This window comes from Bacillus sp. M6-12 (assembly GCF_002860285.1).
In the GTDB taxonomy this organism is placed as follows: Bacteria; Bacillota; Bacilli; order Bacillales; family DSM-1321; genus Peribacillus.
This window is the reverse complement of record NZ_PGVF01000031.1, coordinates 83,051-99,174: the sequence shown is the minus strand read 5'-3', so window position 1 is coordinate 99,174 and position 16,124 is coordinate 83,051. Positions and strand designations below refer to the sequence as shown.

Below are 16,124 nucleotides of genomic sequence, written 5' to 3'. Positions count from 1 at the left end.
AAATAGTATCTTACCCTGGGAGGTCTTGTGGATGTACAGTAGTACAGTCGAAAAAGGTTTGTCGCAAGAAGTCAGCAGAAGCCATAGCCCTTTTGCATAGTAAAACACGCAAACTTCCATTTCAAAGGATAAAAATAGATTACATGCAGCTGTAAAACTGGTCAGGGACTTGACCAGTTTATTAATGTGAAAAAATGTATTTATTTACTGGCAAGAGGATAATTCGCCAGTCTTGTCCGTGAAAATAACAAGCGGGAGAAGTGGGTCCCTCATTTATTTAAGTTTAGAAAATTATAAAAAAATTCGGTCACAACATTCTAGGGGGCTGAGAGCTGGAGCTGGAGATAGATACACTGCATTCATTATCAACAACTAGAAGCCTTCACAACATTGGTCATAAGCCAATTGCTTCGCAAGGCAAAAAGCGCCTTCTGTCACCTTTGTCTTATGCTTGTCGGGCAAAACAGGGCGCTTTCACTTTTGTTCATAAGTGATCTGTTTTCTTGGAATACTGGTGCTTCCCCATCTCTGCATTTTGTTCTGCCAAGATATTTTTGACGGTATTTTTCATTATTATTTTCAGGCTTTTTATCAGCATCTTTTGTTTGTAGGGTTGGATTTAACCATGTTTAGCACTCCCTTCACCTTATATTGAGACTAATGTGAGCCTAAGAGTTTGATGTTATGTATGCTTTTAGAGTTACCTGTTGATGTGCAGTCAGGAAGGGTGGGTTTTAAGAAAATCATATTTGTATTTCTTCAATCTTTTAAATGGCTGGATTTTGTGGTTATAAGTTCGGTCGAGTAAATATTTAGAAATTTTTACAACCACACTGCAATCTTATCGTCTAACTAAAGAAAGGATGATTCAATTGATTGAAAGAGAGAGGCCATTAATGGATAGGAACGATGAATTCAGCAATGAAGATAGGCTGGAATGGCTAATGAATGAGTATGGACAAAGTATTACCCGTTTAGCCTTTACCTACACAAAGAATAAGCAGCTATTGGAAGATATAGCCCAGGAAGTCTTTATCAAGTGTTATCAAAAGCTGGATGGGTTTCGGCATGAAGCCTCATATAAAACTTGGCTTTACCGCATAACTGTAAACTTATGTAAAGATAGGCTCAGATATTGGGCATATCGGAATATTGTTTTTACCGACATATTTAATAAATGGAGCAAAACAACGGATTCACCTGAAACAGAATTAATCCAATACGAAAATAGCCGGTTAGTTTCTGAAAAAATACTTACCCTGCCAGTAAAATATCGGGAAGTAATTATTTTATATTACTATGAGGAACTGACCTATAATCAAATTTCTGAACTGTTAAATCTGAACTTGCCAACAATCAAGTCCAGATTGCATCGAGCCCGTCTTTTATTAAGAAAATTGCTTGAAAGGAGTAAGTAAGTAAGATGGATAACATGTTCGATAATTTGAAGGAAAAAATGAATGAAACGGTATTGTTGATATTAGTTTTGATGAGAAGCATAAACAAAAAGTTAGGCGGTCTATCAAGAGTGCAGAAACAAAAAGGCGATTCAAGCTAAAACCGCAATTTGACCTTTTGCTTAGCATCTGCGTTACATGCTCGTTTATTGTCGGGATAAGCTATTTCACCGCAAATAAATTGGGATTTTTTCAGGGAGACTCTGCAAGTGAAGAAAAAGTTCCTGAAATGAACCAACCACAAAATAGTACACAATACATACCTCCAAAACAGGAGGAATCCTACAAGGATATGACGAAAGAACAGATTCAATTGAAGCTATTAAATTCAGTTGACTACTTTCATACGGCAGCCGGGAAATTTGAAACCCTTTATGTGCATGACGATAACTCTGAAAGTACTTCTGTTGTAGAGTATAAGGTAAGCATAAAAAACAAAATAGGCGGATATGACAAAGGTACCGATATTTATCCTGACAATAAAGGGAGAAGAACACATGAAGCCATATTTAATGATCAGAAAGTCTGGCTCCTTCGAGACGATTCTATCATTGGCAAGATATTTCAAGAACATGATCATGAATGTACACCGGACCAGGGTACATTAACCATTAATGATGTTTTTATGACCAATGAGGCAGGAGTAATTGAAACAAGATTAAGGGAAAGGCCACCCGTAGGCGATGCAGGTTTAACATTGTTTCCTTATGAAATGGTCGCAATCTATACAAGAGACAATGATCGTTGGAAAATTGAAAAACAAAATGAAGAAGTTTTAGGCCATAATACAATCGTTTTAACGGGCAAGCCGGATAAAAAGGCCGTAAGAGGAATGAGAGCTGAAACATTCCGTTTTTGGGCAGATAAAGATTCGGGTGTGTTAGTTAAATATGAGACTTACGATATCAATGGAAATATAACAAGCTATCTGCACCCGGAGAGTCTTCACATCAACATTCCGATTGATACAAAAGAGTTTATTCCTAAACTCGAAGGTTATAAAAAGTTAGCAAAAAGAGGAATGGAATATAAAGATCCACGGGAAAAAGACATTAAGGTATTGGCAATTGCGGATGATGAAGCAACGAAAAACGTGTTAAATATACTTAAAAAGCATATTCCGTTCTTTTACGAATTTACTAACAGGGACCTGCAGCTGTTCTCTGCAAGCTATGAAAAATATATAGATGATAAGCATGGCTATGTAAGCTATAGCTATAAAAAGGATCCTGATGAAGTGGGATCAGGTACAAAGCTGCTGTTCACCCGTTGCTATGATAAAGATACTGTTGTCCGTTCGTGGGGGGAATTTGATACTGAAAAAGGGGACCGGATAGATCAGTTTAAAATAAATGATATCGAGTGGGAGAGTTTTAAAATTCACGACAATAAAGATACCCATTTTATTGGAAGAAAAGGCGATTATATTTACGAGATAGTCAGCCAGAATATCAGTTATGAAGAGGTTAGGCTTTTATTGAAGTCATTTAATCTAGCTTTTTTGAATTAAAATGATTGGTAAAAAAGGGGCATTCCGCTGTCCCTTTTCAGTTTGTAGAAGATAAGTAACACAAGGAGGAAACAGGAGAATAAGGGTTTCACTGGAGTGAACATTAAGGGAGAGATTAAATTTTGAAAAAATTTATTGGCATTCCTTTATTATGTATCATCGCGATCGATGTATGCCTGTATCGGCCTTCACATTATTACACATACGACTATTTAGTCCAAAGAATGAACTTTATTATATCAGACCTTTTATTTCTTTTGGCCGTAAGGGGAATCTATAGGAAACTAAAATATCTGCAATTCAGGAATATTCTAGGGCAAATCTTGTTTGCAAGTTTTTTTATCTACTTGTTTTTTGTGTATAGAATGACGATATTCCCTTTTCCGCTACTTATGTTTTTTGGATTTGCGGGAGATGCGGGACAGTTTACTGAAACAACGAGATTCATTAAATAGATGATAGAATCTCACGTCTGGTTCAATTTTATTCCGTTTAAAACAATACGTTTAGACCTTTTTCATAATACATTTCATTTAGCCGGCAATTTGCTGCTGCTTGCCCCATTAACCTTTTATCTATTGATTTTTTATCCGAAAGATAAAATAGGCAAATTATTGTTTATTGTATTTATCACTTCGGTGAGTATAGAAACCATTCAATTCATTTTGACTTGTAGTTCCAGCTTGTTCACCAATACATATTATCGGGGCTTTGATATAGATGACATCATTTTAAACACAGCGGGCGGATTAGGGTTAGGAATGATCATGAAACTCCTTAAGTTGTCAAAGGCAGTTCAAGAGGGACACGATGCACCGGGGAAATAGGAGAAAAAAGGAAGAGGGTAATTTCCTCTTCCTTTTTAATAAAAGTTATTGATGCCCAAGCTGAAATGAAGCAGCTACTTGCTTTAACTTCAGGGACATTTGGTGGAACTCATTATACTCTATGCTATTTGGACGGTACATGACTTTAAAATATTTTTTGAATGGCTTATTGCTGAAGGTATTGCCGAAGTTAAAGATATTAAAGAGATTCCATTAAGTAGCCTGGAGCACCTTAAATTAGATCAGGCAAAGAACTTTTTTAAATATTTACAGAGGCGCGATATTCCGATTAATAAAAAAGAAACAAAAAAACCTGAGAAGGTATCCATTAACCGAAAAATATCCGCTCTCCGTTCTCTCTTCAAATATCTAACAACCCAGACGGAAAATGAGGATGGGGAGCCTTACTTCTACCGAAATGTAATGCAAAAAATTGAAGTAAATAAAATAAAGGAAACACTAGGAGCCCGGGCAAACAAAATATCTACTAAAATCTTTCATGATGAAGATGACCTTAACTTTCTCGATTTTCTAAAAAACGGTTATGCAGCAGAACTGCCTGAGAAATCAAAGGCTCTATCCTACTTTAAACGTGATAAGGAAAGAGATTTCGCTATAATATCCCTATTTCTCGGAAGTGGAATTCGTGTAAATGAGCTAGCCAGCCTTCGTCTAAGGGATTTAGATTTTGTTGAATGCCAGATAAATGTAATTCGAAAAGGAGGAAAAGCGGATACTGTACCCGTTGCCCCCCCTTCTATGAAAGATTTACAGGAATATCTAAAGGTTCGCGCTATACGTTATCATGCCGATACTGATGATCTAGACTATGTATTTGTAACAAAAACACATAATACTGCCTCTCCCCTTTCGGTTCGGGCGATTCAGCAGCTAGTCAAGAAGTATACCAAAGCATATAAAGTAAATAAATCCATGTCGCCTCATAAACTAAGACATACATACGCCACACACTTAATGGAAGAAACCGGAGACATTCATCTTTTAATGCGACAGCTTGGGCACAGCTCGACAACAACAGCAGCTCTATATTCAAATCCGGAACAGGAAAAAGCTAAACAAGCTGCAAGATTAATGGGAAATCGAAGAAATAATACAGAAATATAATAACGGAGTCAGGGTCAGTAAGATTGCAAGTTTGACATTCAAGGATATCGATGTAAGGGAAACAAAGCAGACACAGCCATTTTATTTGCCACCGCTTTAGATGATTTAAAGGAATATTTACGTGTAAGAGAAGTTAAATACCCTGGAACTAAAGACATTCAATATATTTTTCTTTGAAGATATGGGGGTAGCTGCAGCCTCTTATCTGCAGAACGATTCAAGATTTAGTAAACAAATATACCAAGGCTTATAACGTACAAGATGAGTTCTCTTCTGGAAAAGCGTTGAGTTCACATAAATTGCGCCACTCATTTGCCGGTGACTGGATTCGAAATGGTGGCAATATCATTGCTCTACGTGACCAAAAACGACACAAAAATACACCAATCTTTCTACAGAAGAAAGACGAGCGTTTATGGAAGAACTGGAACGGAGTCGGTTAGATTCCGCTGTAAAGTAAATATTCAGACCCAGACGCGTCGGCAGCCCCTCCTCCTTCCGCTCGAGCGACGTTCTATTTGATAGAAAAAGCGATCAGACGTTGATCTGATCGCTTTTTTCGGAAATCGTTACTATTTATGATGCTGCGTTTTTTATTGCACCAAATAGAAAAAAGTGAACCCTATCTGGCCGGATAGGGTTTTCTTTTTCGGATTAGAATGTGTGTCACGGCTTATTCTGGTTGTAATGGGTCCTTAACCGTTTACCATTTAGTTAAATTAATTTGTTTTACTATTTTCTTATTACTATATACGTCTATTTAATTATCTGCTTAACCCTTCTGTTATACTATATATGAAACTTTTTCCATCCTATAGGTGTAGGATAAGCGGGGGGAAGACTATGAATTTACTCGAAATAAAAATCGATCAAGCTGGATATGAGAGCGGGAAACCAGTAATAAATGACTTAAAGTTCGATCTAAAACCCGGGGAAATGGTAGGGGTAATTGGCCCAAATGGGGCGGGGAAAAGTACCACTATTAAAACCATCCTCGGGCTGATTGAAAACTGGAAGGGAACAGTTGCTTTTTCGGAAAATTCCCGATATTCATACATACCGGAACGGCCAATTTTTTATGATGAACTAACCTTTAAGGAGCATATCGATTTTATAGGGGCAGTGGAGGGGATTGAAGATAGCATTCTAGAGGCCAGAGCGGCTGAATATCTAAAAACCTTCAAGATGGAGGACCATATTCATGAGCTTATGACTACCTATTCAAAAGGGATGCAGCAAAAAGCGCTTCTCATCCTGGCATTTATCACTCAACCGGAAGTTTATATTATTGATGAACCTTTTATCGGCCTTGATCCAGATGCCATGAAAATTCTGCTTTCATTTCTTAAGAAAGAACAGGAACGCGGGGCAGGAATCCTGATGTCCACCCATGTGCTTGATACGGCAGAACGTGTATGTGACAGATTTATCATGATCAAAAATGGACAATTAAAGGCAAATGGGACCCTTACCGAAATCAGGGAACAGTGCTCCATGCCGGAGGCGACACTTTATGAGTGTTATCACTCTATTGCAGGTGAACCATAATGGACTTTCATATCTTTTTAGGCCGGCTCATCAGGGAGTGGAAATTTCAGTATGGTGTAATAAAAACAATTGCAGACTGGACGATTCTGCTATATCTATTTATACCTGGCGCTGCTATCGGAACTATGATCTACCGCAGCTGGTGGGTTGACCCTCCGATCTGGAGCCTTGAAATGCCTCTCGAAGTTTACTATATCGTTTTATTGCTGCTTACATTCCTTGGCCAATACCGGACATTTACGGAAGAGGCTGATAAAGTCTTTCTGGCCAAACATAAGCCATTATATACAGGAATGAAGAGGTGGGGATACCTTTACTCTGCGGCTTCTCAGGTGCTGGGTATTACAGCAGCAGTGCTGATTATGCTACCATTACTGCTGAATATCCATAATTTTTCTTTAAGCGATTCAGCTGCGCTGGCAGCCTTTTTCATTGGGATTCGGCTGCTGATATCATCCGTAAAAGTATATATTTCTAATATTGAAAGCGTCTGGAAAAGAAAGCTGGCATCCCTCGCTATGTATAACGCAGCAGCAAATTTTGCTGTTTTAATATTATGGGAGCCGGCATGGCTTATGTTTATTGAGGGTGTTATATTTGGAGCGGCTTCTGTTTTCCTTTATTATCCCCGAACAAAATTGTCAGGATATATTGATCAAGAAGTAGCTATAGAGAGGAAACAGCGGGTAAAATATATTAATCTGATTTTTACAATGGCTAATGAGATAGAAAACTCTAAAGTCGTTACAAAAAAGAAACCGCTTCTTTACAGAAACTCCAAAAGGATGTATAGAAAACGCCATCCATTAAATGGCTTTAAAGAGTTGTTTTTTAAGCTGTTTATCAGGGATTTCGGGACATTAGTAAGCTATTATCAAATCGTTGCTGTCATCGTAACGGCTATTGTCATTCTTCCGCCGCTATGGCTCAAGCTCCCGATATCCCTTGGATTATTGCTTGTTCTCTATTTATGGCTGTTAAACATCTGGGATAAGCTAACGCTGGCTAATCCGCTGACTAAAAAATATCAGTATAATGAGGCTTTTTTGAAGGCAAGAAATCAGGCAGCCGGAATATTAATGGTACCTGCTGTTCTAGTGGCTGGAGCTGTCTTTTGCGCTGTGCTGGTTTATTTCTAGTCTTGGTCTAACAATTCTTGAAACGGAGGAGGAATCCATATTTTATTTCAAAAATTGTTCAGGAAATTACTAAATTTGAATAATTGGTTTTTGTTTTTTGCGAGCATTATTCTGATAGGTGCCAGCACAGTTCTGATGAAGCTGCTTGAACCTAAAACCTTTCCTTTTCTATTCGATTCCTTCTGGTGGGTCATGACCACAGTGACAACGGTTGGATATGGGGATTTTTATCCGGTTACAGTAGCAGGCAGGATATATGCGATCTTTTTATATTTTTTTGGCATTGGCCTGATTGGGGTTGTTATTGGTAAGCTGGTCGAAAGCCTTTCGTTTTTTCGATTGCTTAAAGAGGAGGGTAAGATGCAATATTTAGGGGTAAATCATATAGTGATGATCGGATGGTCAGGGAAGGTGCAGCATGCGATTGCCGAATTGCTGGATTCAGATAGTCGTATTGAAATTGTTTTGATTGCTTCTCTTGAAAAAACGCCAGTTAATAATGAACGGATCCATTACATACAGGGAGAGCCTGCAGATGAAGAAATTTTGCAGAAGGCCAATGTGAAAAAATGCCGCAGCATTATCATTTTTGTTGATGAAACAATTAAAGAGCCAAAACTCGCTGATGCAAAGTCACTAATGGCTGCCACTGCAATTAGCAAGTATGCAGGAGATCTGCATATTACCGTAGAAGTGTTAGAAGAAAAGCATATCGAGCTGTTCCGCCATGTATCAGTGGATGAATTTGTTGTTTCTGATGAAACCATTTCCCATTTAGCCGTCCAGGCTGCCTTGTCTGCAGGGGCTTCAAAGCTGTTTAGTCAAATGCTCAGCAGGAGTGTCGGGGATGATGTATGTCAAATACCGATTCGTCCAGAATGGAAAACGTATAGGGATGCATTTACTTACCTTGCTGAACAAGGTGCGACACTAATTGGCGATAAAGAAAGCCTGAATATTGCCTCCAAGCTTGACGAGGCTCTTCCTGAAAAAGGAGAACTCTTTGTCATTTGCAACGATGAATGTTATGAGCACCTAGTAAAAAACAATAGCAGGAGATGAAGACATGAGTAATATTAATTGGCTTAAAGAGGCAGAAAACCGCCGTGAGGATTATTTACGGGATACGGTTAAATTGCTGCAGATCAAAAGTGTACTGGATGAGGAAAATGGCACCCCGGACGCACCTCTAGGCAAAGGGATTCAAGAGGCGCTGGAATACATGCTGAACTTGGGAGAGAAAGATGGGTTTAAGGTCAAAAACACAGATAACCTTGCGGGGCACATTGAAATGGGTGAGGGGGATGATCTGGTCGGAATCCTTTGCCACCTGGATGTTGTACCTGAGGGGGATGGCTGGTCCTCTGACCCGTTTGCTGCTGAAATAAGGGATGGGAAAATTTTTGCGCGTGGAGCCATTGATGATAAGGGGCCGACAATGGCTGCTTATTATGCAATGAAAATAGTTAAAGAGTTGGGCGTCCCTTTAAACAAAAGGGTGAGGATGATACTTGGAACGGATGAAGAGACCGACTGGAGATGTGTAGATCGGTATTTTGAAACTGAAGAAATGCCGACGCTCGGCTTTGCTCCAGATGCAGATTTTCCAATCATTAATGCAGAAAAAGGAATTTGGGATCTGAAAATGAAGCAAAATCCGGCTGGGAACGATCACAACGAAGGGGAACTGCAGGTAGAGGAGTTCACTTCCGGCAGAAGAGTAAACATGGTGCCTGACCATGCTAAAGCAAGGTTAAAAGGATCTTCAGACATTCGGGAACTGCAATTATCATTCAATCTATTTCTGCAGGAGCATTCGCTGCAAGGGGAAAGTTCTATTGAGAATGACGAAATAACCCTTCAATTGAAAGGGAAATCCGCACATGGAATGGAGCCGGATAACGGTATCAACGCCGGTTTATTGTTATCCCAATTTCTTTCAGGGCTAGAACTGTCCGGCCAAGCAAAAGAATACTTTCATTTTGTCGCGGATTACATTGCCGGGGACTCAAGAGGCAGAAAAATGAATCTGGACTTTTCTGACAGTGTCACTGGAGAACTAACAATGAATGCCGGCATTTTCAGCTATTCAAAACAAGATGGCGGCAGCATTAGTTTTACCGTTCGTTACCCTGTAACATTTGAATGGGAAAACGGGAGAAAGCAGCTGGAGGCATTGCTTAAGGAAAAAAAGTTTAGCCTTGAAACCTTAGGCAATTCAGCGCCGCACCATGTAGATAAAGAGAGTTTCTTAATCCAGACTCTCCAAAAGGTTTATGAAGAACATACGGGAGAAAAGGCAGAGCTATTAAGCATTGGCGGCGGAACGTATGCCCGTTCTCTTGAGGCGGGGGTAGCATTTGGCCCGCTATTTCCTGGCAGTATGGATAATGCCCATCAAAAGGATGAATTTGTTGCAATTGATGATATTATTAAAGCAACAGCAATTTATGCTCAGGCCATTTATCAATTAGCTAAATAAAAGGATATGTTAAGTGTTTTTTCAAGCAGCTACTTCAATGTCCTGCGGGAGAGCGGACCAGGGGAGACCCCACTTGCAGTAACGCCGGGGAGGGTCCCGGACCGCCAATAGAGCAGAAATCAACAGGCAAGGTTAACAGAGCTAAAAAAAGGGAAAAAGGGAGCGGAGCACAATGGGGAAAATGATATTGAATGGAGCCATAAAAGAACGGACAGAAATAAGAATTGATCTGGAAGACCGCGGCTATCAATTCGGAGATGGTGTCTATGAGGTTATCCGAGTATATAACGGCATCCTTTTTACAGCAGATGAACACTTGAGCCGGCTGGAGGAAAGCGCCAGAAGCATCCATTTGACTATGCCGTTTAGCCCTAAAGAGATAAAAGAACAGCTATTAGAGCTTGTCAAAGAAAGTAAACTTGATACAGGCATCATTTATCTTCAGTTGACAAGGGGGGTATCGCCGAGAAATCATTTATTTCCTGGGGCAGAGGTAGGACCTGTATATATTGCGTATACACGGGAGCTGGCAAGCCCTGCCCAAGCAATGGAAAATGGTGTTAAAGCCATGACTGTTGAGGATATTCGCTGGCTCCGCTGCGATATAAAAAGCCTAAACTTATTGCCCAATCTGCTTGCAAAGCAAAAGGCATCGGAAAACGGCTGCTTTGAGGCTCTTCAGCACCGGAATGGAACCGTTACGGAAGGAAGTTCTTCAAACGTTTCGATCGTTGTAAATGGCGAGGTAAAGACCCATCCGGCAAACAATTTAATTCTAAACGGAATCTCGCGGCAGGTTATGCTTAGACTATGCACGGAAAATCAGATTACTGTAAAAGAAGAATGCTATACCGTTGAAGACCTGCTAAGCGCAGATGAAGTATTTTTAACTGGAACAACAACTGAGGTTATGCCTATCGTTGAAATTGATGGCAAAAAGATTGGCAATGGAGCACCAGGACCTGTCACCCGCCAGCTGCAGTCTCTTTTCAAAGCAGAAATCGAAAAACAATGCGGTCAAACCGCTGCTATTTAAGGAATCATCCTCCCGGCCATTTTGATGTTTTGGCCGGGATTTTTCAGTTAAATGCAGCTGTTACAGCTTCAGGAAGCGGCATTGTGCGTTTTATAGAGATCGAGAATTTAGTTTTTGAATATAAAAAATAAAAAAGGTCATCATAAAGTGAAACTTCCATTAGGTATTCAATCTGCGATAAAATAAGGAAAAGGAAGGAAAAAAATGAATCAGGCCCATTTCTTTTTTGCGGCGACATTGCCGCCCGAGGCAAAAGCATATATACATCAGCTGAAGGAAAGCATTGAAGGCAAATTCCCTTTTAAACGCTGGGTACATCCTGAAGAATATCATATTACTCTCGCATTTTTAGGGAATGCACCTGAACAATTGAGGGAACAGGCCATTTCCTTTACAGATGAGGCGCTGAGAGGCATGAAGAGCTTTTCGCTAAGTCTTTCCCACCTGGGAACCTTCGGCAAGAAGGATGAACCAAGAATTTTCTGGTGCGGTCTGGAACCTAATCCGGAGCTGGCTGCCGTCCAAAAAGAAGTATATCACTCATGTATTCAAGCCGGTTTCACCCTCGAGAAACGGCCGTTTAAACCGCATATTACGCTGGCTAGAAAATATGCTGGCAGCCGGTTTTCTCCTGATGAACTGGAGCAGGTATCAATCGGGGGAACAGAATACACAATTGACACAGTTACACTTTATCAAACCCATTCCAGCTTAACACCAAAATATAAAGCTGTGCATACGATTAAATTACAATAAAAAACGCAAGCTCCCTTATCAGGGGAAGGAACAGCAGCTGCTGTCCCAACCCCTTTCTTAGGGACTGTAAATATAGAGACAGGTTGTGTGTACATGGGACAACTAATAAAATTGCAGGATTATATATCACGCTATGAACAGGATATCTATCGTTATCCTGCACAATTTGTCCGCCTGAAAAAACAGCAGTGGACAAAACTAAGCAATGCATATGAGGCAGGCGAACTGGAAAGCATTATTTCAAGGCAATCTGAGGCTGGGGAATCCAGTTGGCTTACCGAAGAAAAAACGGGGCTGATATCCCGTATGAAGGAGCTTTTTAAAAAAAATGCCGCGAATGAAGATACAGTACAGCCTGAAAATGACATAAATGAAATCCAAGAAAACGAGCTTACCGTACATATTCCCTTTCAGCCTGAAACCATTGAGGAACTCAAACAGGCTTTTCTTAACCAATTATTCCGTTTTCAAATGAAGTGGGGAAGCTCGACCATACAGGAAAGGTCCCTAATTGATCAATCATACTATTTTGATGAAAAACTGCGTTTCTTTTTACAGCGGTTCCCTGATACATTCCTGCTTCTCTATAAGCCTATTTTTCTATTAAAAAACGCGCCAGTGGAAGTAGATGTTATATTACTCAGCCCCACAGAGGCATGGTGCATTACCTTTCTGGAGGCAGAGGAAGACGCTGTTTTCATAGGTGATAAGGAAAGATTCTGGATAAAAAAGCATCATAAACGTTCAGATAAAAAAGTGCTCAGTCCACTGCTTTCGGTTAACCGCACGGAGAAAATCGTAAAGCAGCTATTTGCTCTTTATGACGTTCAAATCCCAATCAAAAAAGCTATTATTTCGCGCAATGGCTATATTGATTACCCGCTAGTTCCATATGATATTAGTTTGCTGGATAAACGCAATTTTTCCGATTGGTTCCAAAGAATGAGATCTTTATCCTCGCCGCTAAAGCATCAGCAATTAAAAGCTGCCCAGGCCTTGCTGGATTACTGCCAGACTACATCGAGCTTAAGAGTAGAATGGGGTGTGGAGTCTGATGAGCAGGATGATGAGCCACAAAAATGAGGATGCAGCAAGTCACTTTAAAGAGGTAAATAAAGCAGAAAAGATTTACTTTATCGTCAACCCATTAGCACAAAATGGCGGAAGTATGAAAGTCTGGAAGAGTATTGAAGTTCTATTGCAGCAGGACAGCCTGTCATATGAAGTATATTTCACTGAGTATAAGGGACATGCAAAGATTCTTGCAACGGAGATTCTTTCTTCTAGCAGCTTCCCCTCTTTGTTAATTGCAGTCGGGGGTGATGGCACTGTCCACGAAGTGATGAATGGAGCTGCCGGCTTCCCGCAGGCAATGGTTGGCAGCATCCCTGCCGGTTCAGGAAATGATTTTGTCCGAGGGCTGCAAAAGTCTAAAAATATGAAGGAAGCTATTAAATTGCTTCTTCGGCCCGCCAGCCGTAAGTCAAAAGCCATAGACCTGGGCAAGGCTGTAACTGGCGGAAAAACTTTTTATTTTGTCAATAGCATCGGAATAGGGGTTGACGCCGAAATCACGGCTGAGGTGAATCAATCTCCCTGGAAAAAAAGATTCAACGTTCTGAAAATGGGTAAGCTGATATATATCTATTTTTTTATTAAAAAAATACTTTCCTACAAACGAACAGATATGCAAGTTGACTTGGACGGAGAAATACATCTCTTTCCTAAGGTATGGTTTATTGTTGTTTCCAACCAGCCTTACTTTGGAGGGGGCATTAATATATCACCGGAAGCAAAACCGGATGACGGGCTTTTAAATGTGCTGGCTGTCCATCAGCTCTCACCAGTTCAATTGCTGTTCATGTTTGTAACCGTCTTTTGGGGCGGGCACCTAAAATTGAAACATGTTAGCTCGTTTAAGTGCCGCTCTGTTTCGATCAGTTCCTCACAGATGGCCTTGATTCAGGCAGATGGAGAAATTGCGGGCAATACAGAGGTATCCGTTTCTGTAATTGCTCATAAAATGAAAATAGCAACTCATCAGGGGGATTGAATCAGTGAGTGAGATACACCGTTTATTTTATGCCTATTTAGATGACATGAAGCTAATAACGATTCTTCTGCCTTATTCCTACCATTCCGGTGAGTCAGCCCATTTTTCTATACTTCAAGAGGGCAAAGAGGCTATTAGCCTGCCGATAAAATATATTTTTGGCTTAAATAATTTTAAAAAGTACGAATGTGAGCTGACAGGGCCTTTGGAATTTGGGGTTACTTATGAAATTCAGGATGAGCACGGGAATAAAACAGACCTCCAGATTGGAGCTGTGATCCGCTCATCTGAATTCGACAGGCAGTTTTATTATGAAGGTAATGATCTTGGTGCTTTATACACGAAGGAGAAAACCGATTTTACTGTCTGGGCGCCAAGTGCCTCTAAGGTTAAGCTGAATTTAATTGCACCGGAAGAAGACACGCCGGCAGCGATAGAAATGGAACGTGGTGCAAAGGGTATCTGGAAGGCTACGGTAAATACAGATCTGGAGGGCTTTCGCTACAGTTACCTGGTATGCGTAAATTTACAGTGGACGGAGGCTGTGGACCCTTATGCCCATGCCGTTACGGTTAATGGAGAAATGGGTGTTGTTGTCGATTTGGAGAAAACCCGAAAGCCGATGCCTGTGCTGACTTCCTTTGAATCCCCGGTTGATGCCATTATTTATGAAGCCCATATCCGTGATTTCACAATCCATCCGAATAGCGGGGTAAAAGCAAAAGGCAAATATCTCGGATTGGCTGAAGAGTATTCGTCCGATCAGAGTGGTTTATCGACAGGACTTAGCTACTTAAAAGAGCTGGGAATTACACATCTTGAGCTTCTGCCATTTAATGATTTCCATGGTGTCGACGAATTAAAGGAGGGCGCTGAATACAACTGGGGATACAATCCTCTTCATTATAATGCCCCCGATGGAAGCTACAGCAGCGATCCAACAGATCCGTACACACGCATTACAGAATTAAGGACTATGATTGATGCCGTACAAAAACAGGGTATCCGGGTGATCATGGATTGCGTTTATAACCATGTATATGATAGAGAAAGCTCGCATTTTGAAAAAATTGTACCCGGCTATTATTTCCGGCATGATGATAACGGTATGCCATCTAATGGAACTGGAGTAGGGAACGATATTGCATCCGAACGGCTGATGGCCCGAAAATTTATAGTTGATTCTATTGTATTCTGGATGAAGGAATACAACATAAATGGGTTCCGTTTTGATTTAATGGGTATTCTCGACGTTGAAACGATGAATGCAGTACGGATTGCGGCCGATAAAGTGGACAAAAGTGCAATCATCCTCGGTGAGGGATGGGATTTAAATACACCCCTTGCCCCTGGAAAAAAAGCGAATCTCCGCAACTCAGGAAAGCTGCCGCGAATAGCTCAGTTTAATGATTGGTTCAGGGATTCTGTAAAAGGAAGTACATTTAATTTATATGATAGAGGCTATGCGTTGGGGAGCGGCCAAAAAAGCGAAGACCTCCGGCAGATTATTGCAGGCAGTGTCGGTTTTGGCCAAGGAAAAGAGGGGTTATTTTCCTCGCCTGAACACTCAGTTAACTATGTGGAATCGCATGATAATCATACCCTTTGGGATAAAATATGTCATATCGATCATGAAGAAACCGAAGAAACAAAACAGAAACGCCATCTTCTTGCCACATCGATCGTTATGCTTTCGCAAGGAATCCCGTTCATTCACAGCGGCCAGGAATTTTTTCGTACAAAGCAGGGTGTGGAGAATAGCTATAGATCTCCCGATGATATTAACCAGCTTAACTGGGATTTGAGAGCAATGCATTGGAAAAGTGTAGAATATATTAAAGGACTTATTTTAATCAGAAAAGCCCATGGAGCTTTCAGGCTGCGTGATAAAGCTTCATTGCAAAAACATCTATCATTTATTGATACAGGCGGGTCCTCGGTCATGTATTCATTAAATAATGTAAAAGCAATTGGCCCGTGGTCCAATATTCTTGTTCTGTTCCACCATATCGACCGGAGCGCGGATATAAAGCTTCCAAAGGGTGTTTGGAATCTTCTTTGTGATGGTAAACAGGCAGACATAAGCCCAATCGCGGACCCGATTGAGGGGACACTAAATACGGAACCCTTAAGTACGTATATCCTAGTACAAGAATAATTATCCCCCGCACTTGACTTCAGAACAGCTTTT

The 16,124-nt window shown here is 40.5% G+C and carries 14 protein-coding genes; all 14 read left to right on the top strand.

Features of this window, described 5'->3' with window-relative positions:
* Window positions 1-863 precede the first annotated feature (863 nt).
* The gene (locus CVD28_RS25625) at window positions 864-1,418 is read left to right on the top strand and encodes a sigma-70 family RNA polymerase sigma factor (RefSeq protein ID WP_374702569.1); all 555 of its coding nucleotides are present in this window, start codon (window positions 864-866) and stop codon (window positions 1,416-1,418) included.
* Between the two features lie 5 nt (window positions 1,419-1,423).
* Window positions 1,424-1,558 carry a hypothetical protein gene (locus CVD28_RS28980; protein WP_257985982.1) on the top strand — a complete coding sequence of 45 codons (135 nt, stop codon included), beginning with the start codon at window positions 1,424-1,426 and terminating at the stop codon, window positions 1,556-1,558.
* A 191-nt stretch (window positions 1,559-1,749) separates the two neighbouring features.
* Complete coding sequence (locus CVD28_RS25620; protein WP_101597504.1) at window positions 1,750-2,967, top strand: hypothetical protein; 1,218 nt, start codon at window positions 1,750-1,752, stop codon at window positions 2,965-2,967.
* Window positions 2,968-3,422: 455 nt separating this feature from the next.
* Window positions 3,423-3,794: a VanZ family protein gene (locus CVD28_RS25610; RefSeq protein WP_101597502.1), complete on the top strand. Its 372-nt coding sequence runs from the start codon at window positions 3,423-3,425 to the stop codon at window positions 3,792-3,794.
* A 102-nt stretch (window positions 3,795-3,896) separates the two neighbouring features.
* Complete coding sequence (xerS, locus tag CVD28_RS25605) at window positions 3,897-4,919, top strand: tyrosine recombinase XerS (RefSeq protein WP_257985981.1); 1,023 nt, start codon at window positions 3,897-3,899, stop codon at window positions 4,917-4,919.
* A gap of 843 nt (window positions 4,920-5,762) precedes the next feature.
* Window positions 5,763-6,467: an ABC transporter ATP-binding protein gene (locus CVD28_RS25595; RefSeq protein ID WP_101597499.1), complete on the top strand. Its 705-nt coding sequence runs from the start codon at window positions 5,763-5,765 to the stop codon at window positions 6,465-6,467.
* Window positions 6,467-7,606 carry an ABC transporter permease gene (locus CVD28_RS25590; RefSeq protein ID WP_101597498.1) on the top strand — a complete coding sequence of 380 codons (1,140 nt, stop codon included), beginning with the start codon at window positions 6,467-6,469 and terminating at the stop codon, window positions 7,604-7,606. Before CVD28_RS25595 ends, CVD28_RS25590 begins: the two co-directional genes overlap by 1 nt.
* Before the next feature lie 33 nt (window positions 7,607-7,639).
* On the top strand, window positions 7,640-8,668 hold the full coding sequence (locus CVD28_RS25585; RefSeq protein WP_308315127.1) for a potassium channel family protein: 1,029 nt from the start codon (window positions 7,640-7,642) through the stop codon (window positions 8,666-8,668).
* A gap of 4 nt (window positions 8,669-8,672) precedes the next feature.
* Window positions 8,673-10,088 carry a dipeptidase PepV gene (gene pepV, locus CVD28_RS25580; RefSeq protein WP_101597496.1) on the top strand — a complete coding sequence of 472 codons (1,416 nt, stop codon included), beginning with the start codon at window positions 8,673-8,675 and terminating at the stop codon, window positions 10,086-10,088.
* A gap of 172 nt (window positions 10,089-10,260) precedes the next feature.
* Window positions 10,261-11,124 carry a D-amino-acid transaminase gene (dat, locus tag CVD28_RS25575; protein WP_101597495.1) on the top strand — a complete coding sequence of 288 codons (864 nt, stop codon included), beginning with the start codon at window positions 10,261-10,263 and terminating at the stop codon, window positions 11,122-11,124.
* A 204-nt stretch (window positions 11,125-11,328) separates the two neighbouring features.
* The gene (gene thpR, locus CVD28_RS25570) at window positions 11,329-11,880 is read left to right on the top strand and encodes an RNA 2',3'-cyclic phosphodiesterase (protein ID WP_101597494.1); all 552 of its coding nucleotides are present in this window, start codon (window positions 11,329-11,331) and stop codon (window positions 11,878-11,880) included.
* A gap of 93 nt (window positions 11,881-11,973) precedes the next feature.
* Window positions 11,974-12,963 carry an NERD domain-containing protein gene (locus CVD28_RS25565; RefSeq protein WP_101597493.1) on the top strand — a complete coding sequence of 330 codons (990 nt, stop codon included), beginning with the start codon at window positions 11,974-11,976 and terminating at the stop codon, window positions 12,961-12,963.
* Window positions 12,935-13,933 carry a diacylglycerol/lipid kinase family protein gene (locus CVD28_RS25560; protein WP_101597492.1) on the top strand — a complete coding sequence of 333 codons (999 nt, stop codon included), beginning with the start codon at window positions 12,935-12,937 and terminating at the stop codon, window positions 13,931-13,933. The genes CVD28_RS25565 and CVD28_RS25560 overlap by 29 nt, the downstream gene beginning before the upstream one ends.
* A 4-nt stretch (window positions 13,934-13,937) precedes the next feature.
* Window positions 13,938-16,091 (top strand): type I pullulanase, encoded by a 2,154-nt coding sequence (pulA, locus tag CVD28_RS25555; RefSeq protein WP_101597491.1) that lies wholly within the window; start codon window positions 13,938-13,940, stop codon window positions 16,089-16,091.
* Window positions 16,092-16,124 lie beyond the last annotated feature (33 nt).